General features: G+C 64.1%; 16 protein-coding genes. 11 read left to right on the top strand and 5 right to left on the bottom strand.

The features are described from left to right. Position 1: 1 nt before the first annotated feature. The 9 genes from dsrK (at position 2) to NO357_RS05570 (ending at position 12,176) form a co-directional block, all read left to right on the top strand. Entirely contained in the window at positions 2-1,537 is a 1,536-nt protein-coding gene (gene dsrK / locus NO357_RS05610) for a sulfate reduction electron transfer complex DsrMKJOP subunit DsrK (protein ID WP_306734623.1), read from the top strand. A 13-nt stretch (positions 1,538-1,550) separates the two neighbouring features. Further along, positions 1,551-3,503 (top strand): NAD(P)-binding protein, encoded by a 1,953-nt coding sequence (locus tag NO357_RS05605; RefSeq protein ID WP_306734622.1) that lies wholly within the window; start codon positions 1,551-1,553, stop codon positions 3,501-3,503. 55 nt (positions 3,504-3,558) lie between these two features. Continuing rightward, positions 3,559-5,496 (top strand): NAD(P)-binding protein, encoded by a 1,938-nt coding sequence (locus NO357_RS05600; protein ID WP_306734621.1) that lies wholly within the window; start codon positions 3,559-3,561, stop codon positions 5,494-5,496. A gap of 2 nt (positions 5,497-5,498) precedes the next feature. Further along, positions 5,499-6,023, top strand: coding sequence for a hypothetical protein (locus NO357_RS05595; protein WP_306734620.1), 525 nt, complete (start codon positions 5,499-5,501; stop codon positions 6,021-6,023). Continuing rightward, positions 6,020-6,823: a sulfate reduction electron transfer complex DsrMKJOP subunit DsrO gene (gene dsrO, locus NO357_RS05590; RefSeq protein ID WP_306734619.1), complete on the top strand. Its 804-nt coding sequence runs from the start codon at positions 6,020-6,022 to the stop codon at positions 6,821-6,823. The genes NO357_RS05595 and dsrO overlap by 4 nt, the downstream gene beginning before the upstream one ends. A gap of 13 nt (positions 6,824-6,836) precedes the next feature. Beyond that, a complete protein-coding gene (gene nrfD, locus NO357_RS05585) occupies positions 6,837-8,039 on the top strand; it encodes an NrfD/PsrC family molybdoenzyme membrane anchor subunit (protein ID WP_306734618.1) in 1,203 nt (400 codons plus the stop codon). A 68-nt stretch (positions 8,040-8,107) separates the two neighbouring features. Further along, on the top strand, positions 8,108-9,121 hold the full coding sequence (locus NO357_RS05580; protein WP_306734617.1) for a glycosyl transferase family protein: 1,014 nt from the start codon (positions 8,108-8,110) through the stop codon (positions 9,119-9,121). After that, complete coding sequence (locus NO357_RS05575) at positions 9,118-10,491, top strand: cobyrinic acid a,c-diamide synthase CobB (RefSeq protein ID WP_306734616.1); 1,374 nt, start codon at positions 9,118-9,120, stop codon at positions 10,489-10,491. The genes NO357_RS05580 and NO357_RS05575 overlap by 4 nt, the downstream gene beginning before the upstream one ends. 164 nt (positions 10,492-10,655) lie before the next feature. Beyond that, positions 10,656-12,176, top strand: a complete 1,521-nt coding sequence (locus NO357_RS05570; protein ID WP_306734615.1) for a carbon-nitrogen hydrolase family protein — start codon at positions 10,656-10,658, stop codon at positions 12,174-12,176. Between the two features lie 163 nt (positions 12,177-12,339). On the opposite strand, the gene NO357_RS05565 is transcribed toward NO357_RS05570, so the two are convergent. Both NO357_RS05565 and dsrE2 read right to left on the bottom strand, forming a co-directional pair. After that, a complete protein-coding gene (locus tag NO357_RS05565) occupies positions 12,340-12,564 on the bottom strand; it encodes a sulfurtransferase TusA family protein (RefSeq protein ID WP_306734614.1) in 225 nt (74 codons plus the stop codon). A gap of 37 nt (positions 12,565-12,601) precedes the next feature. After that, complete coding sequence (gene dsrE2, locus NO357_RS05560) at positions 12,602-13,105, bottom strand: sulfur carrier protein DsrE2 (protein ID WP_306734613.1); 504 nt, start codon at positions 13,103-13,105, stop codon at positions 12,602-12,604. A gap of 180 nt (positions 13,106-13,285) precedes the next feature. Between dsrE2 and NO357_RS05555 the strand changes: the two genes are divergently transcribed. Continuing rightward, complete coding sequence (locus NO357_RS05555) at positions 13,286-13,582, top strand: ArsR/SmtB family transcription factor (protein WP_306734612.1); 297 nt, start codon at positions 13,286-13,288, stop codon at positions 13,580-13,582. A gap of 115 nt (positions 13,583-13,697) precedes the next feature. After that, a complete protein-coding gene (locus tag NO357_RS05550; RefSeq protein ID WP_306734611.1) occupies positions 13,698-14,780 on the top strand; it encodes a YeeE/YedE family protein in 1,083 nt (360 codons plus the stop codon). A gap of 411 nt (positions 14,781-15,191) precedes the next feature. Here the strand turns inward: NO357_RS05550 and NO357_RS05545 are convergent, their stop codons facing one another. The 3 genes from NO357_RS05545 to NO357_RS05535 all read right to left on the bottom strand — a co-directional run bounded on the left by NO357_RS05545 (position 15,192) and on the right by NO357_RS05535 (position 18,036). Next, complete coding sequence (locus NO357_RS05545; RefSeq protein WP_306734610.1) at positions 15,192-16,355, bottom strand: Mrp/NBP35 family ATP-binding protein; 1,164 nt, start codon at positions 16,353-16,355, stop codon at positions 15,192-15,194. Positions 16,356-16,427: 72 nt separating this feature from the next. After that, complete coding sequence (locus tag NO357_RS05540; protein WP_306734609.1) at positions 16,428-17,303, bottom strand: dimethyl sulfoxide reductase anchor subunit family protein; 876 nt, start codon at positions 17,301-17,303, stop codon at positions 16,428-16,430. 1 nt (position 17,304) lies between these two features. Continuing rightward, positions 17,305-18,036 (bottom strand): 4Fe-4S dicluster domain-containing protein, encoded by a 732-nt coding sequence (locus NO357_RS05535; protein WP_306734608.1) that lies wholly within the window; start codon positions 18,034-18,036, stop codon positions 17,305-17,307. Positions 18,037-18,202: the final 166 nt, after the last annotated feature.

Raw genomic sequence — 18,202 nt, 5'->3', positions numbered from 1 at the left:
GATGGCTGCTGACGGCGACGACCTGCCCAAGATGGCGCACCCGCTGGAGATCCCCAAGCTGAAATGCGGGGCGATGGAGGGTCTGGCCCCGTTCATCGCCGCGCCCGAGCACCAGGAACCGCTGGGATATCCCGGCGAGTTGGTAGAGAATTGGAAAGAGGTCGCGCTGGCCAAGATGAAGGAGCTGGCGGAGAAGAACCGCGCCTTCCAGGTCTATCTCGACGCCTGCGTCAAATGCGGCGCCTGCACCGACAAGTGCCACTATTTCCTCGGCACCGGCGACCCCAAGAACATGCCGGTGGCGCGCCAGGACCTGCTGCGCAGCGTTTATCGCCGCTATTTCACCTTTGCCGGCAAGTATTTCCCGTCGCTGGTGGGCGCACGCGACCTGACTGAAGAGGTGCTGGACGAGTGGTATTCCTATTACCACCAGTGTTCGGAATGCCGCCGCTGCTCGGTGTTCTGCCCCTACGGCATCGACACCGCCGAGATCACCATGGCGGCGCGCGAGATCATGGACGCGGTCGGCAAGGGCCAGAAATACTCGAACGAGATCATCGGCAAGGTGAAGGTCGTCGGCAACAACCTCGGACTTAACGAAAAGGCCCTGGGCGCGACGCTGGAAGATCTGGAGGAAGAGATCGAGGAGGACACTGGCGTCAGCGTGCGCCTGCCGCTCGATGAGAAGGGCGCCGACATCCTGCTGGTGACGCCCTCGGCCGATTTCTTCGCCGAGCCGCATATCGACGGTCTGATCGGCTATGCCAAGGTGTTCCACGAGGCCGGGGTGAGCTGGACGATTTCGTCCTATGCCTCCGAGGCCGCGAACTTCGGCCTGTTCATCGGCTCGTACGAGAACATGCGCGAGATCGCGCTGCGCATCCGCAAGGCGGCTGAGGACCTGGGCGTCAAGCGCATCATCTTCGGCGAATGCGGGCATGCCTGGCGGGTGGCCTATTCGTTCCTCAACACGCTGGCCGGGCCGTTCGATTTCCTCGACCCGAAATACCCGGTGCCGCAGCATATCCTGGAGTTCACCTGGAACGAGATCCAGAAGGGCACGCTGAAATTCGACAAGAGCCAGAACGACCATATTCGGCTGACCTATCACGACAGCTGCAACGTGGCGCGGGCATCCCGCATGGGCGACGAGCCCGGCGGCCAGTTCGAAATTCCGCGCAACGTGATCAAGGCGGTGTGCAACCATTATTTCGACATGGACCGCGAGACGACGCATGAAAGCACGCTGTGCTGCGGCGGCGGCGGCGGCCTGTTGACCGATGACCTGATGGAGCTGCGCAAGAAGGGCGCCAGCCCGCGGATGACGGCGCTGCAGCAGGTGACGGAAGACCACGGGGTGACCCACATGGCGGCGATCTGCGCGATCTGCAAGACGCAGTTCTCGAAGGTGATGCCGGCTTATGGCTACGAGATGGACAGCATCGTTTCGGTGCATCAGCTGGTCTCGAACGCGATCATCCTGACGGGTCAGGATGGCGCCGAGGAGGACGAGACCGAAGCGGCCGAAGAGGCCTGAGGGAGAGAGAAAGATGGATGGTGACAAGGCACATACGTTCCGCCGCTATGAAGACGGCGCAGACCATGACGACTGGGACCTGGAAGAGAAGATCTTCCAGCAGGACACGTCCTACAAGTGCCCGACCTACATCCACCGAACGCCGCCCTGCCAGGGATCGTGCCCGGCCGGCGAGGACATCCGCGGCTGGCTGAACATCGTGCGCGGCATCGAGCAGCCGCCGGTTCTGGAGAGCGGCGAGCAGATGGACTGGAAGGACTATGCCTTCCTGCGCTCGACCGACGCCAACCCGTTCCCGGCGATCATGGGCCGGGTCTGCCCGGCGCCGTGCCAGGATGGCTGCAACCGCAACGAGGTCGAACAGAATGTCGGCATCAACGCGGTCGAGCATTTCATCGGCGACCACGCGCTGGAAACCGGCCTGAAGCTGCGCGCGCCCGGCGCCGATACCGGCAAGTCGGTGGCGCTGATCGGTGGCGGCATCGCCTCGCTGACCGCGGCCTATCAGCTGCGCCGCAAGGGCCATGCCTGCACCATCTTCGAAGCGCATGACAAGCTGGGCGGGATGATGCGCTATGGCATCCCCGGCTACCGGACGCCGCGCGACGTGCTGGACGGCGAGATCCAGCGGGTGCTGGACATGGGCGTCGAGGTCAAAACCGGCGTCAAGATCGGGGTGGATATCAGCCTCGAGCAGATCGAGAAGGACTACGACGCCGTGTTCGTCGGCATCGGCGCCCAGAGCGGCACGCCGATCCCGATCCCCGGCGCGGGCGAGGCGGCGAACTGCATCACCGGCGTGGCGTTCCTGGAGGCGTTCAACGACGGCCGCCTGCAACACGGGTCGCAAAAAGTGCTGGTGATCGGCGGCGGCGACACCGCGATGGACGTGGCCGCCGTGGCCCGCCGTCTGGGCCACATCACCCACAGCCACGAACAGGACCGCCCGGAATACGTGGTGCTGGGCCATACCGCGCATGACGTCGCCACCGTGGCCAAGCGCGACGGCGCCGACGTGAAGGTGATCTATCGCCGCCCGGTCGAGAAGATGCCCGCCACCGAGATGGAGGTGAAGCACGTCCGCGAGGAGGGCGTGGAAATCCACGGCAGCCTGGTGCCGGTCGAGGTGATGCTGGGCGAGGATGGCCGCGCCCGCGCCCTGAAGGTGGCCAAGGCCGACTGGTCGTCGGGGAAGATGGAAATCATCGAGAACAGCGAGCACGAGATCGAGGCCGACCTGATCGTCGCCGCCATCGGCCAGGCCGGCGACCTGAAGGGGCTTGAAGAGCTCGACAATGGCAGGGGTCTGGTCAACGCCACCGGCCATTTCCAGTGGCCCGACCGCGAAAACATCTTTGTCGCCGGCGACATCGTCAAGCCGCACCTGCTGACCACCGCGGTGGGGCAGGCGTCGATTGCCGCCGAAGCCATCGACCATTACCTGAAGCACGAGTCGCTGGGCAAGCTGCCCAAGGTCAACGTGCACCACTTCAACCTTCTGGAAAAGCTGAAGGAAAGCGGTCACGCGCCGGCCGAGTACCAGCACGTGCAGACCGACGGCACCGACAGCGCCAACTGGGCGGTGCACAATTACGAGGACCGGTCCTACAACCAGATCGTGCCCGCCGACGAGCTGTTCCTGGGCCACTGGAAACACGAGGCGCGGTTCGATCGCAAGGAAGTCGAGATCGGGCCGGACTCGGTTCTGGGGCATTTCGGCGAGCGGATCCTGGGCCCGAATGCCGAGGAAGCCCGCGAAGAGGCCGACCGCTGCATGAGCTGCGGCATGTGCTTCGAATGCGACAATTGCGTGATCTATTGCCCGCAGGATGCCGTGTTCCGGGTCAAGAAATCCGACCGGACGACCGGGCGCTACGTGGACACCGATTACGGCAAGTGCATCGGCTGCCACATCTGCGCCGATGTCTGTCCGAGCGGTTACATCAAGATGGGGCTGGGCGAGTAATCCTCGCCCTCGCGCCTTCCCAAAGCGAATAAGAGAAATGAAAGACGAAATTCTCATGAGTGATCAAGGCCATACATTCCGCCGTTTCCGGGAAGGCGAAACCGCGGAGGACTGGGATCTCGAAGAAAAGATCTTCAACGCCGACACATCCTACAAGTGCCCGACTTACGTGCACAAGACGCCGCCCTGCCAGGGGTCGTGCCCGTCGGGTCACGAGATCCGCGGCTGGCTCGCCATCGCCCGTGGCATGGACAAGCCCCCGGTCGAAGGCATGGCCTGGCAGGAATATGCCTTCCAGCGGATGGTTTCGGCCAACCCGTTCCCGGCCACCATGGGCCGGGTCTGCCCGGCGCCGTGCGAGCAAGGCTGCAACCGCAACGAGGTCGACGACTATGTCGGCATCAACGCGGTCGAGCAATATGTCGGCGACTGGGCCAATGCCAATGGCGTCAAGATGGGTAAGCCCGGCGCCGCGACCGGGCGCAAGGTGGCAGTGATCGGCGGCGGGCCCGCCGGCCTGTCGGCGGCCTATTACCTGCGGTTGGACGGCCATGACGTGTCGATCTTCGAGGCGCATGACAAGCTGGGCGGGATGATGCGTTATGGCATCCCGGGCTACCGGACGCCGCGCGACATGCTGGACAAGGAGATCGGCCGGATCATCGAGATGGGCGTCGACGTGCATCTGAACACCCGGGTCGGCACCGATGTCACAGTCGAGAAGCTGGAAGCGGCGTTCGACGCGATCTATTGGGCGATGGGCGCGCAAAACGGCCGTCCGCTGCCGATTCCGGGCTGGGACGGCACCGAGAACTGCATCAACGGCATCGAGTTCCTGGACGCGTTCAACGAGGGCTATGTGCTTGGCACGGCACAGAAAGTCGTGGTTGTCGGCGGTGGCGACACCTCGATCGACGTGGCCTCGGTCGCACGCCGCCTGGGCCATATCAGCGAGCCGGTGAAGGCCGAGCGCAACGACGGCACGCTGATCGATTTCACCTCGCATGACGTGGCCGGATCGCTGGTGCGCGAGGGAATGAGGGCGACGCTGACCTCGCTGTTCCCGGTCGAGCAGATGACCGCGGCCGAGCGCGAGCGCGAAGACGCCAAGCGCGAAGGCATCGACATCAAGGGCGGGGTGATGCCGCTGGAGGTGCTGAAGGACGAAAACGGCCGGGCGCGGGCGCTGAAGATGTGCGAATGCAAGATGAACGGCATGGTCCCGGAACCGATCGAGGGCACCGAGTTCGAGATCGAATGCGACATTGTCATCGCCGCCATCGGCCAGATGGGCGATTTCGAGGGCATGGAAGGTTTTGCCAACGAGCGCGGCTTCATCGATATCGAAGGCCCCTATCAGGTCAAAGGCCGCGACAAGCATTTCGCCGGCGGCGACATCATCAAGCCGCATTTGCTGACCACCGCGATCGGCCATGGCCGGATCGGGGCCGAGATCATCACCGATTATCTCGATGATCACAACATCTCGAAGCGGCCCAAGGTCGACGTGCATCATTTCAACCTGATGGAGGAACTGCACCAGCGCGGTAAGGATCCGGAAGATTATGATCACACCCAGTCGCGCGGCACCAACGCGGCGAAATACGCGATCCACAACTACGAAGACCGCTCGCGGGCGCAGATCATCCCGCATGACGAGCTTTACAAGGGCCATTTCGATTTCGTCAAACGCGAGGTGCGCGAGGAAGTGCACATCGAAGGCGACGCCGTTCTGGGCAATTTCGAAGAGCGGATCGTCGGGCTGAGCGAAGCGCAGGCGCAGAAGGAAGGCGAACGCTGCATGAGTTGCGGCATGTGCTTCGAGTGCGACAACTGCGTGATCTTCTGCCCGCAGGACGCGGTGCACCGGGTGCCCAAGGCGGATCGCACGGTGGGGCGCTATGTCTACACCGATTACAATGCCTGTATCGGCTGCCATATCTGCGCGGATGTCTGTCCGACCGGCTATATCAAGATGGGACTGGGGGAGTAAGCATGGCACGACTGGCCGTTCTTCTGGCGTTCATCCTGTCGCTGGCGGGCGTGGCCCAGGCCGAGGAGCGTTCGTCGCTCCTGCCTGCGGTGCCCAAAGCGACCGGGGAACCCCATGCCGAGGGCAATGAATACTGGCGCAAGAACCACATGGAAATGATGCGCCATGACCGTGACCTGACCCTGCGCATGGGCGATCGTGAGATCGAAGCGAGTCTCAAGGGCTGTTTCGACTGCCACGCGGTCAAAGACGATCACGGAATGCCGGTGACCTACACCAGTGAAAAGCATTTCTGCAGGGTGTGTCACGACTATGCCGCCGTCAAGGTGGACTGCTTCATGTGCCATCGGTCGACTCCGGACGGGGTCGACGAGCACGCGATCAACGGCGACAGCCACGCCGGCCTGATGACCTCGCCCGAGGGCGACGCCGGGGCGGGCGCCGTGGCTGGCTATCTCGAGCGGTTGGCGCGTCCGGCGCGCAGGACCATGATGACTTCGACGACGACTTCGGGGGCAGACGAATGACATTCTTCCGGATGCCGAAAGATGCAAAACAGCCGCCAGCGCAGCGCGCCCAGGCGAAAAAGGCGAACAGGGCCGAGATGACCCGCCGCGACCTGCTGCGCTCGGGCGCGGCGGTGGCGACGGCGACGCTGGCGCCGGGTGTCACGCTGATGGCCTTTGGCGGCTCGCCCGCCGAAGCCGCGGCGGCGGATGCGGGCAAGCGTTGGGGCCTGCTGATCGATGTCAGCAAGTGCCAGGACGACTGCACCGCCTGCGTGTCGGCTTGTTCCGAGGAGAACGGTTGGGGCCAGGGCGAGCACCCCGAGACCGATGCCCAGTGGATCCGCAAGGTGACGCTGAAGAACAAGGCCACCGGCCACACCGAGACCATGCCGATGATGTGCCAGCATTGCGAGCACCCGCCCTGCGTCGACGTGTGCCCGACCGGCGCCAGCATGAAGCGGGCCGACGGCATCGTGCTGGTCGACAAGCACGTCTGCATCGGCTGCCGCTATTGCATGATGGCCTGCCCATTCAAGGCGCGGTCGTTCATCCATGAGCCGGTGATCAACCAGAAAAGCCACAACCCGCGCGGCCAGGGCACGGTGGAAAGCTGCACGCTGTGCGTGCACCGCGTCGACGCCGGCGGCACGCCCGCCTGTGTCGAGGCCTGCGCCGCGGAGGGCCATGGCGCGATCATCTTCGGGGACCTCAAGGACCCCAACAGTGAAATTTCCAAGCGGCTGGCCGAGTATCCGTCGGTGGCACTGCGCCCGGATCTCGATCTGAACCCCGGGGTTCGTTACGCGCAACTGGGCTGAGGGGAGGCAAGACATGGCGATGGAACGCACGATCTACCGCGAAATCAAGGCCACCCCGGCGGTCTGGGGGACGGCGCTGCTGCTGGCGGCGTTTGTCGGCGGGGCGCTGTTGTCGGTTTTGTATACCGAGCATCACGGCCATATCGTCACCGGCATGACCAACCAGGTGGTCTGGGGCTTGCCGCACGTGTTCGCGATCTTCCTGATCGTCGCGGCCTCGGGGGCGCTCAATGCCGCCTCGATCGCCTCGGTGTTCGGGCAGGCGCCTTACAAGCCGATTGCGCGGCTGTCCGCGGTGCTGGCGATGGCGCTGCTGATCGGCGGCTTAGCGGTTCTGGTGCTCGATCTCGGGCGACCCGACCGGCTCTTGGTGGCGATGACCACCTATAACTTCAAGTCGATCTTCAGTTGGAACATCTATCTCTACACCGGGTTCCTGGCGGTGGTGGCCGTCTATCTGGCGGTGCAGATGAACCGGGTCGATTACAAATACGTCCGCGCCGCGGGCACCGTGGCGTTCCTGTGGCGGCTGGCGCTGACCACCGGCACCGGCTCGATCTTCGGCTGGCTGGTGGCACGGCCGGGCTATGACGCGGCGATCATGGCACCGTTGTTCATTGCGATGTCGTTCAGCTTTGGACTGGCGGTGTTCATTTTGGTACTAACCGCGCTGTTCAAGCTGTCGGACCGCAAGATGGGCAGTGTCCTTTGCCACCGGCTGGGCAACCTCTTGGCGATCTTTGCCGCCGCCGTGCTCTACTTCACCGTGGTGCAACATCTGACGGCGATGTATGCCGCCGAGCATGCCGGGTTCGAGCGCTTCATCCTGCTCGAAGGCGGGCATGTGACCTTCCTGTTCTGGGTGGTGCAGGTTCTGATCGGGGGTATCCTCCCGATCGCGCTGATCTATCTGCCGCGCATCCGCGAGGCCGACGCCGAACCGGTCTGGGCCAGCGTCTTCGTGGTGATCGGCGGTCTGGCGCAGGTCTACGTGATCGTGGTGGGCGGGCAGCTTTACCCGATGGAGGTGTTCCCGGGCTACGAAGTGGCGTCGAGCTTCTTCGATGGCGAGATCGCCAGTTACGCGCCGAAATGGCCCGAGGTGGTGCTGGGGCTGGGCGGTGTAGCGATTTCGTTGCTGGCCGTGGGGCTGGCGGCGAAGATCCTGCGCATCCTGCCGACGAACCTCAACGACGTGAACGTGCCCGAGGCGTGATGCCCCTTGCGATGAGGGGCCTTGCGCCCTTATCTGCAGGGAAGCGAACCGGCACATAAGGGGCAGACATGAACGCGCATACTCCGCACCCGTTTTCCAAATTCGTGGCCATCCTTGGCCGCGGCAAGACCAAGCAGCGCCACCTGACGCTTGAGGAAAGCGTCGAGGCGATGGAGATGCTGCTGCGCGACGAGGCGGTGCCCGAACAGATCGGCGCCTTCCTGATGCTGCTGCGGCTGAAGGAAGAGGCGCCGAGCGAAATCGCCGGCTTCGCCATGGGCACGCGCAGGACCTTCGATCTGCCCGACAGCCTGCCATCGGTCGATATCGACTGGTCGTCCTATGCCGGCAAGCGCATCCAGCTGCCGTGGTATATGCTGAGCGTCTTTGCCCTGGTCAACGCGGGCTACAGCGTGCTGCTGCACGGGACCGAAGGCCATACGCCGGGGCGGGTCTATACCAGCGATGTGCTCAAATTCCTCGGCATGCCGATGGCGGCGTCGCTGCAGGACGCCGCTGATCAGATTCGAGAAAGCAAGTTCGCCTATGTCCCGCTGGAGGTAATGAGCCGGCCGCTGCGCGAGATGATCAACCTGCGCCCGATCCTGGGGCTGCGTTCGCCGGTGCACTCGTTTTCGCGCATGCTGAACCCGTTCAATGCCAGGACAGTGATGGTGGGGATTTTCCATCGCGGCTTCATGGATATCCATGCCGGCGCGGCCCAACTGATGGGGATGGAAAATTTCGGCGTGTTTCGCGGCGAGGGCGGCGAGGTAGAGCGGCGGCCGAACAAGCCCACGCAGGTGTGGATGACCCATGGCGCCGATGAGCCGGTGGTTGAGACCTTTCCGCAGCTTCTGCCCGAGGGGCACCAGCCCCCCGACGAGGAAATGAAGCTGGAGCGGCTGATCGACGTGTGGACGGGCGCGGAAGAGGACGCCTATGCCACCGCCACGATCGAGGGCACCATCGCGGTGACGCTGCGCACCATGGGCAAGGCCGGATCGGTCGAGGAAGCCGAAGACATGGGCCGGGCACTGTGGGCGGCGCGCGACAAGGGCTTTCTGCCCTACGGCAAATGAGCCGCTTTCCCCGCTTCATGATCTCGGCGGCGCACAAGTCGTCGGGCAAGACCGTGGTGTCGATGGGCCTTAGCGCCGCGTTCCGGGCGGCGGGCGATGACCTGGCCACCTTCAAGAAGGGCCCCGATTACATCGACCCGATGTGGCTGGGCGCGGCCAGCGGGCGGCCCTGTTACAACCTTGACTTCAACGCGATGGAGCACGAGGAGATCCGGTCGTTTTTCGCCTCGCGGGCGCGGGGGCTGAACCTGGTCGAGGCCAACAAGGGGCTGTATGACGGCATTTCGCCCGACGGCTCGGACGCCAACGCGGCGCTGGCCAAGCTATTGGACCTGCCGGTGGTGCTGGTGATCGATACGCTGGGGATGAGCCGCGGCATCGCGCCCTTGCTGATGGGCTATCTGGCGTTCGACCGCGAGGTCAACATCGCCGGGGTGATCCTGAACAAGGTCGGCGGCGCGCGCCACGAGGCCAAGCTGCGCCGCGCGGTCGAGACCTATTCCGGCCTGCCGGTGCTGGGGGCGGTGTGGCGCAATGCCGGGCTGGAGATCGGCGAGCGGCATCTGGGGCTGACCCCGCCATCCGAGACCGGCGACCGCGACGCGGTGGTGGAACGGATCGGCGAAATCGTCGGCGGGTCGGTCGATCTGGATGGGTTGCGGGCGCTGGCGGGCACCGCGCCCGACCTCGACGCGGCGCCCCTGCCGAAGCCCGAGGGGCGACCCGGCATGGGCTTGCGCGTGGGCTATGCCCGCGATGCCGCCTTCGGCTTCTATTACCCCGACGACTTGGAGGATTTCGAGGCCGCGGGCGCCGAGCTGGTGCCGATCGACATGATCCGCGACCGCGAGTTGCCGCAGATCGACGCGCTGTTCATCGGTGGCGGTTTTCCAGAGATGCGCGCGGCCGAGCTGGCCGCGAACGAGAGCATGCGCCGGTCGGTCAAGGCGGCGCTGGAGGCCGGGTTGCCGGCCTATGCCGAGTGCGGCGGGCTGATGTATCTGAGCGAGGCGATCTGCTGGGGCCCGGACTGCCACGAGATGGTGGGGTTTATCCCCGGCCGGTCGGTCATGCACCGGGTGCCGCAGGGCCGGGGCTACGTGCGCTATGACTGCACCGCGGCCAACCCGTGGGGCACGGCGGGGTGCGAGATCAAGGCGCATGAGTTCCACTATGCCTCGCTCGAAGGGCTGCCCGAGGGGCTGACCTGGGCGCGCAAGATCACCCGCGGCCACGGCACCGACGGCAAGCGCGACGCCATCGTCAAGGGCAACACCGTGGCCGGGTTCATCCACCTGCGCAGCACCGGCCAGGTGCCGTGGGTGCCGGGGTTTCTGAGCTTCGTGCAGAGATGTAAGGCGGGCAGATAAGCCGTTTCGGCTTCTGGTCGGGCCGGCGCAGCAGGCGGAACGCCCTTCGCTCGGATTGACTGAGGTCAACGACTTGCATCCGAGAATGATCTATTTTGCGTGCCATTCTCTTTCAGGTCAGGACGCGAAACGCTTTATTCCAGCCTATGGGAGGGCAAGTCATCATGACGCGCGAACACCCAGAACGCTCACCCGGGATCACTGAGCCTTTACTTCTGTTCTTCATCGGATTCGGCCTGTTCATGTTCTGCCGAAGAAGCGACTTCCTGCCGCTGATTCCGGCGACGATCATCATTGCACCGATTTTCATTCTTCGCTTCAGCCGGATATTGCCGGGCGGGCGCGCGGCGCTGTTGACGGCGCTGGGCTTCGTTCTTGCCATCAATATCTCTTTGTGGGGCATATTCGACATGTCCGATCCGCTGACCGGCGTGGCATTCAACGTGGTCCGGTCCTCGCTGATCGGACTGCTTTATGCGGTGCCCTATTGGATCGACCGGGCCATCACCCCGCGTCTGGGGGACGGTTTGCACACGACGCTGGTCTTTCCGGTGGCGGCGACGGCGATCATGTTCCTGGCGACGCTTGAAGGTCCGCTGGACGGCACTCAGGCCAAGAACATCTATGGCATCGGGCCGCTGCCGATCCTTCAGCTTTATGCGCTGACCGGGCTGTGGGGGTTCGTGTTCCTGTGGTCGTGGCTGGCGGCGCTGATCAACTTTGCCTGGGCCCGGGGCTATGCACTGCGACCGTCGCTGGCCGCGCTGCTGCTTTTTGCCGTTCCGGCGCTGGCGCTTTACGGGTTCGGGGCCAATCGCCTTGCCACCGCGCCCGACGTGCCACAGGTGCGGCTGGCCTCGGCGGTGATGGCCGCGGGCGACATCCATCCGGTTTCGATGGAAGCGATCTATGAAACGCGCAAGACCGTGCCGCTGGAACAGACGCTGGCGGTCATCGAGGCGATGACCGCCGAGGCCGTGGCCGAAGGCGCGAAAATCGTGACCTTCCCGGAATTCGCCCTGCTCGTGACCGAGGAAGAACGCGCCATCGTCGAAACCCGGGCGGGGCGCATCGCGGCCGATAACGGTATCTGGCTGTCGCTGCCCTATGCCTGGATGGCCGACGAGGGACGCGGCGAAAACCGGCATCTGCTGATCGACGACACGGGCGCAATCCGGATCGACCACAAGAAGCGGTATCTGTTTGGATACGGCCCGATTGGGGAAGCTGGCGCGTTTTCGAAAGGGCCGGGCACGGTTCAGACCGTTGACAGCCCCTATGGCCGTATCTCGGTCGCGATCTGCCGCGACTTGAGCTTCCCGCAGATGATCCGGCAAGCGGGTGCCGCCGGCGCCGATATCATGCTGACCGGTTCGCATGATTTTCCCAGCGGCATCGTGATGAACGATCCGTTCCGTTCGGTCGAAAACGGCATGACCCATGTGCGCACGACCTTCAACGGCATCAGCTATGCGATGGATCCCTATGGCCGGCTCCTGTCGGAAAGGGACAACGGCGAAGGCCGGTCGGCGATCATGTATGTCGATATCCCGACGCGCGGCACGCGCACGCTCTATGCCCGGTTCGGTGACTGGCTGGGCTGGGGATCGGTGGGGCTGACCGTGCTGTTCGGAACGACGGCCATTCTTAGGCGGAAACGCGGCAACGTCGTCGCAGACACCTGAGCGAACATTCAAGCTGGCTGTCGTGGCCCGCCGCTGGCCAGACTCCGTGTGGCCGGTCCGGCAAAACAGGTGCAGCCCTGCGGTTCGAATCCGGGTCCCGAAAAAGAGAACCCCCGCGAACATACTGTTCGGCGGGGGTTTCCGTTCGTGAGTGGTCGGCGCGTCAGGTGCGCTTGATCTCGAACTTGTAGACGTCGCCTTCGGACGACTGGCTGAGCAGCTCGTTGCCGGTCTGGTTGCAGAAAGCCGCGAAGTCGGCGACCGAACCGGGATCGGTTGCCTCGATCGCGAGGGTCTGGCCGGCGGCCATGCCCTTGAGGGCCTTTTTCGCTTTCAGGATCGGCAGCGGGCAGTTCAGCCCTTTTGCGTCCAGTACTTGATCTGCCATGTGGTTTCTCTCCTCCGTATGAGATCTTGGGATTTTTTCAGATGAACAGGTTGATGTCAGCCTTGAGCGCGGTTTCCATATAGGTGGCCGCACCGCCAAGCTCGATCCCGTCGATCATGTCTTCCTTCTTGTATTCGAACAGATCAAGGGTCATCTGGCAGGCGATCATCCGCACATCGGATTCGACTGCCGCTTCGCGCAGATCCTCGATCGAGGCCACGCCTTTTTTCTTGATCAGGTTCTTCATCATCGACCCGGCCATGCTGCCGACGCCCGGCAGCATACCGACGATGTTCGGCATGGCGATGTGGGTGCCCATCATCGGCATTTCCATGGCCGCGTTGCCCAGAGGCGTGAACTTGAGGTCGAGCTTCTTCTTCAGAAGCGGAAGACCGTAGAAGGTGAAGAACATGGTGACATCCACGTCCATTGCCGCCGCCGTGGTGCCGAGGATGAAGGGCGGGTAGGCCCAGTCCAGCGACCCCTTGGTGACGATGATTGACATGCTCTTGGCATTGTCCAGATCGCTGTTATCCAGCATCGCCGTTTTCCTCCAAAAAAGGTTCCAACATTTGAATATTACAATATGGAGCGGGAAAATCGAGTCCATCTTGCCCAGAATCTCACAAAAACACGCAGTTTTGTGCTTGTTTCACGGGCGATTGAGAATTTAAACATTTGTATACCGGCACTTAATGGGCCGGGCAGGGAAAGCGATCATATGGATTTGACTGTTCTTGAGGCCAATTCGGCCAAGGCGAGCCAGCTTCTGCGGGTGTTGTCGAACGAAAAGCGGCTGATGATCCTGTGCAACCTGCTTGGCGGTGAGCGTTCGGTGCAGCAGCTTCAGGAGGCGACGGGGCTGGGGCAGTCGACCGTGTCGCAGCAGCTGGCGGTGTTGCGAGGCGAGCGGATCGTCAAGTTCCGCCGCGAGGCGCAGTCGGTTTTCTACGAGTTCGACAGCCCGGAAGCGGCAGCGATTCTGCAAACGCTGCACGGCATCTATTGCCGCACCTGAGCCGGCGCTGACGGCCGGGTTTTGTTGTGCGGTGACTCCCAATCATATATGCTGATGTTTGATTGCGACCCCGGAGGGAGAAAGAGGCCGGGGCGCAGGACACGAGGGAGGACAAATGCTCGACGCATGGAAGGAAGCCGTGGTGGAGGCCCCGGCGTTTTATATCGGCTGGGGCGGGTTGCTCATCGGCCTGGTTTTCGGCGCGCTGATCGTGCGCACCAATTTCTGCACCATGGGGTCGCTGTCGGACATCGCCAATTTCGGCGACTGGCGACGGTTCCGGTCCTGGGTGCTGGCGCTGGCCGTGGCGATTCTGGGGGTGCTGTGGCTGGAACGCAGCGGGCTGGCGGACATGGGCTCCAGCATCTATCTCAACGGTCGGCTGACACTGGGAGGGCACGTCATTGGCGGGCTTCTGTTTGGCGTCGGCATGGTTTTCGCCGGCGGCTGCGCCTCGAAGAACCTGGCCCGCGCGGGAGGGGGCGATCTGCGCTCGCTGATCGTGCTGTTCGTGATCGGGATTACCGCCTACATGACCATTGGCGGTCTTTTTGCCGAGACGCGGGTGGCGATCGTCGACGCCACCAGCGTCGAACTGGGCATCGAGGATCAGGGGCTCGACACCATGCTTGCCGCGCTCACGGGGATGGACGCCGGCATGGCACAGTTGGTGACGGCGCTGGTCCTTGCCGGGGGGATCATCATTTATGCCTTTGCCGACAAGGGTTTCCGCACATCGCCCACGCATGTCGTCGCCGGGATCGGCATCGGGCTCTGCGTGCTGGCGGGCTGGGTGCTGACGGCGCTGGCCTTCGACGAGTTTGCCGACAATCCGATGATCGCGTCGCTGAGCTATGTCCGTCCAGCAGGCGACAGCATCGACTATCTGATGCGGTTCACTGCCTATGACGGGATGAATTTCGCGGTGTCGACCACCATCGGGGCGCTGTCGGGTGCATTCCTGATGTCGCTGGTGACGCGGAAGTTCTTTTTCGCCACCTTCCAGGACAGCGGCGACACATTGCGCAACCTGAGCGGCGCAGTGCTGATGGGGATCGGCGGCGTCACCGCGTTGGGTTGTACCGTGGGGCAGGCCGTGACCGGGGCCTCGACCCTGGCGCTGGGCTCGTTCATCACCTTCGCCGCCATCGTGGCCGGAGGCTTCATCGGTATGAAGCTGATGGAGCGTTTCGTCTGATCAAGGTTTGAGATTCCGTCAATACAGCGCCCCGGCGGCTCAACGGTTCGCCGGGGCGGTTTTCAGGAGGTATGGCAGCCTGGCTGGCAGTCTGGCTGGCACCCTGTCTGGCGCGCGGTGGGGTAACGACCGGGTGATTCTCGGGTTAACACGGCGCGCGATGCCGGCATGTGCACCTCTCCTCCGTCGGAGCCACGCGCCTGAGGGGCCTGCCTGTCTGGTTGCCTTTGTCGGAGCCGTCCCGGCGGCAGGCCGGTGGAACGGTCCGCCACTGGTCGGGTGGCTTGAGGCCTCGGTTGCTTGCGATGGAGTGCAGAGCGGGCGGCAACAACGGGCGGGGACGGCAAGGGTGTAATCCAAGCCCGACCCCCGTGGGGGATCGGGTTCACCATAGCAGTGGTCGGCCGGATTTTATTCCGCGTCATCCTCGGGGAAGAGGCGGGCAGCGACCTTGATGGCGATTTTCTTGTAGATCTGAGCGTGGGTGCTGTCGGGTTGGCTGACCACCACCGGTGTGCCGGCGTCCGAGTTCTCGCGGATGTCCATGTGCAGCGGGATCGCGCCCAGGAACGGCACGCCAAGACGGCGGGCGTCTTCCTCGGCACCGCCATGGCCGAAGATGTCAGAGGGCTTGCCGCAGTGCGGGCAGATGAAGGTCGACATGTTTTCGACGATGCCATAAATCGGAACGTCGACGTTCTTGAACATGTTGAGCCCTTTGCGGGCGTCGATCAGGGCCAGGTCCTGCGGCGTGGAGATGATCACCGCGCCGGTCAGCGGGGTCTGCTGGGCCATCGTCAGCTGCGCGTCGCCGGTGCCCGGCGGCATATCGAGGACGAGCACGTCGAGCCCGCCCCAGTCGACCTCGCGGGTGAACTGCATCAGCGCCGAGACCACCATCGGGCCGCGCCAGATCACCGGGTTTTCCTCTTCCATGAAGAAGCCCATCGACATCACCTTGATGCCGTATTTCTCGATCGGGAACACCCGGTCTCCCTCGATCCGGGGCTGTTCGTGGATGCCCATCAGCTTGGGCGCGGAGGGGCCATAGATGTCGGCATCGAGCAAGCCGACGCGAAAGCCGAGGCTGGCGAGTCCCAGCGCGATGTTGGTGGCGCAGGTCGATTTGCCGACGCCGCCCTTGCCCGAGGCGACGGCGAGAATGGTCTTGATCCCGGGGATCGGCGCCATTTCGGGGCGGTTGTCGGGACCCTTGGCTTCGGTCGGGCGTTTCTTCAGGCGCGGTGCCGCACCCGGCGCGGTGGTCGGCGCCGCCGGGGCGGCGGCGGGAGCCGGGGCAGCGGATTTCACCGCGGCGGGAGCCGAGGCCGACTTTTCGGAAGTCAGCACGACGAGGACGCTGTCGACCCCGTCGAGCCCCTTGATCTTGTCCTCGATCGCCTGCTGGATTTCGGCGATGTCGCCGCCGAAGTTGTCGGGGACGTGGACAGGGATGACGACCTTGCCGCCGTCGATGGCAATCTCGCGCTCGACGACCATGCCGGACATAACGAGATCAGGATAGACGCCCTTCGCGGGGATGGTCTGCAGGCGGGTGACGATAACTCTTTTCATGGGATCAGCTTCTTTCGTTCGCGCGAATGGACGGAGGCCGGGCGTGCGACCCGGCCTCGATATAGGGTTCGATTACTTGCCGTAGTAGAGGCGCACCACGTGGGCGGCTTCGGCGAAGAACAGCCAGCGGGCGGCCAGCAGGCCGATGATGTGCAGTGCAATCAGCGGCACGGCCAGGACGTGGCCGGCGGGCAGGGCCAGGATCAGGACCACCGGCAGCACCACGGCACAGATCAGCGCGACGGCGCGCAGCTTCATCGCGTGCTTGCGGCCCACGGTGTAGGCCATTTCCTTGAGCAGGTAGTTCTGGCCGGAATGCGGCGGTTCCAAGAGGCGGGTCTTGCCGATGCGGCCGAGGCCGGTGGCGGTTTCCAGCGTCGAGGCGCCGGTGGCGCCCTTGGCGTCGCCCTGCATCCAGGCGATCACCTGGATCACGCCGAGCGCCACCAGAAGCGCGGCAGCGGCGCGGACCTGGCCGGCGAAGAGGCCGCCACCGGCGAGCGAAAACAGCACGAACAGGATCGGCGTCAGCGGCGTGTTCCAGCGCGGCACGGTTTTAAGCTGGGTGTAGATCATCGAGGTGGTGAAGACCGTCACCATGGCAAGAACCGCGCCCAGGAGGCCCAGCATCTTGAGGGCGCCGCTGTCGAGGAAGACCTGCTCGAAGGCGTAGGGCGCCATGGTCAGCAGGGTGACGACCGCCATGATGCCTTCGCGCGACAGCCACGAGCTGCGCCATTGCGAGAACGCCTTCACGGCGTTCTTCTTGTTGCCGAGGTGGAAGACCGAACTGAGCAGCCCGCCGACGGCCATACCATAGGCCAGCACGTAGAAGACGAAAGCGGTCACGCCGGAAACGGGCGGCAGGCCGATGCCGAGCCAGGCCAGCAGGCCGAAGCCGAGCCCCGAGAAAGCGGTGAAGAAGATTACTGAGGGTGCCGGGTGCATGTCAGATCGCCTCCAGAGCTTTGTCGAGCCAGGCGAGGAAGCCCTTGGGCTCGGTGTTTTGACCGTTGAGCTGCTCGTCCGACGGCACGTCCTTGGGCCGCGGCGGCAGGTACTTGTTCACGGGCTTGGTGCCCATTTCCGGCATCAGGTCGATGCCGCCGCGTTCGGCCACCAGTTTCGAGACGTTCGAATTGGGATCGGAGAAGTCGCCGAAATGCCGGGCGCCGGCGGGGCAGGTGCGCACGCAGGCGGGAACGCGGTCTTCCTCGGGGATGTTCTCGTTATAGATGCGGTCGACGCAGAGGGTGCATTTCTTCATCACCCCGGCCAGCGCATCCAGTTCCCGCGCGCCATAGGGGCAGGCCCAGGCGCAGAGGCCGCAGCCCATGCAATCGTTTTCGTTGACCAGCACGATGCCGTCTTCGCTGCGCTTGTAGCTGGCCCCGGTGGGGCAGACGGTGACGCAGGGGGCGTCCTCGCAATGCAGGCAGGACTTGGGGAAGTGGATGGTCTGGCTGCAACCCGATGCCGGCTGGGCCTCGAAGGTGTGGACGCGGTTGAGGAACGAACCGTGCGGCTCGGCGCCGTAGGCGTCTTCGTCCGAGAGCGGCACGCCGTAGTTCGAGGTGTTCCATTCCTTGCAGTTCACAACGCAGGCATGGCAGCCGACGCAGGTGTCGAGGTCGATGGCAAGGCCGAGTTTCTTTTCGGTCGATGCGGGCAGGGTGGTCATGCGCGTCCCCCTTCGAATTCAAGTTTGAGCGCGGCGGCGATGCCGCGAAGGGCGGTTCGAACACTGCACCGAGGGCACGCGGTCGTCCGGGTGGGCGCGGAACGCGCCCGCCATGCGGCGGGCGGGCGCGTGCCCGGCGTGGACGCCGGGCGGGACATGGCTTTGG

Origin of the sequence: Marimonas arenosa (genome assembly GCF_030848945.1) — a bacterium.
GTDB classification, from domain to species: domain Bacteria; phylum Pseudomonadota; class Alphaproteobacteria; order Rhodobacterales; family Rhodobacteraceae; genus Marimonas; species Marimonas arenosa.
This window is presented reverse-complemented; position numbering and strand designations above follow the sequence as displayed.

Coding starts and splice junctions, on each gene's coding strand:
- dsrK (WP_306734623.1), top strand. CDS start 2: ATGGCTGCTGACGGCGACGACCTGCCCAAGATGGCGCACCCGCTGGAG.
- NO357_RS05605 (WP_306734622.1), top strand. CDS start 1,551: ATGGATGGTGACAAGGCACATACGTTCCGCCGCTATGAAGACGGCGCA.
- NO357_RS05600 (WP_306734621.1), top strand. CDS start 3,559: ATGAGTGATCAAGGCCATACATTCCGCCGTTTCCGGGAAGGCGAAACC.
- NO357_RS05595 (WP_306734620.1), top strand. CDS start 5,499: ATGGCACGACTGGCCGTTCTTCTGGCGTTCATCCTGTCGCTGGCGGGC.
- dsrO (WP_306734619.1), top strand. CDS start 6,020: ATGACATTCTTCCGGATGCCGAAAGATGCAAAACAGCCGCCAGCGCAG.
- nrfD (WP_306734618.1), top strand. CDS start 6,837: ATGGCGATGGAACGCACGATCTACCGCGAAATCAAGGCCACCCCGGCG.
- NO357_RS05580 (WP_306734617.1), top strand. CDS start 8,108: ATGAACGCGCATACTCCGCACCCGTTTTCCAAATTCGTGGCCATCCTT.
- NO357_RS05575 (WP_306734616.1), top strand. CDS start 9,118: ATGAGCCGCTTTCCCCGCTTCATGATCTCGGCGGCGCACAAGTCGTCG.
- NO357_RS05570 (WP_306734615.1), top strand. CDS start 10,656: ATGACGCGCGAACACCCAGAACGCTCACCCGGGATCACTGAGCCTTTA.
- NO357_RS05565 (WP_306734614.1), bottom strand. CDS start 12,564: ATGGCAGATCAAGTACTGGACGCAAAAGGGCTGAACTGCCCGCTGCCG.
- dsrE2 (WP_306734613.1), bottom strand. CDS start 13,105: ATGCTGGATAACAGCGATCTGGACAATGCCAAGAGCATGTCAATCATC.
- NO357_RS05555 (WP_306734612.1), top strand. CDS start 13,286: ATGGATTTGACTGTTCTTGAGGCCAATTCGGCCAAGGCGAGCCAGCTT.
- NO357_RS05550 (WP_306734611.1), top strand. CDS start 13,698: ATGCTCGACGCATGGAAGGAAGCCGTGGTGGAGGCCCCGGCGTTTTAT.
- NO357_RS05545 (WP_306734610.1), bottom strand. CDS start 16,355: ATGAAAAGAGTTATCGTCACCCGCCTGCAGACCATCCCCGCGAAGGGC.
- NO357_RS05540 (WP_306734609.1), bottom strand. CDS start 17,303: ATGCACCCGGCACCCTCAGTAATCTTCTTCACCGCTTTCTCGGGGCTC.
- NO357_RS05535 (WP_306734608.1), bottom strand. CDS start 18,036: ATGACCACCCTGCCCGCATCGACCGAAAAGAAACTCGGCCTTGCCATC.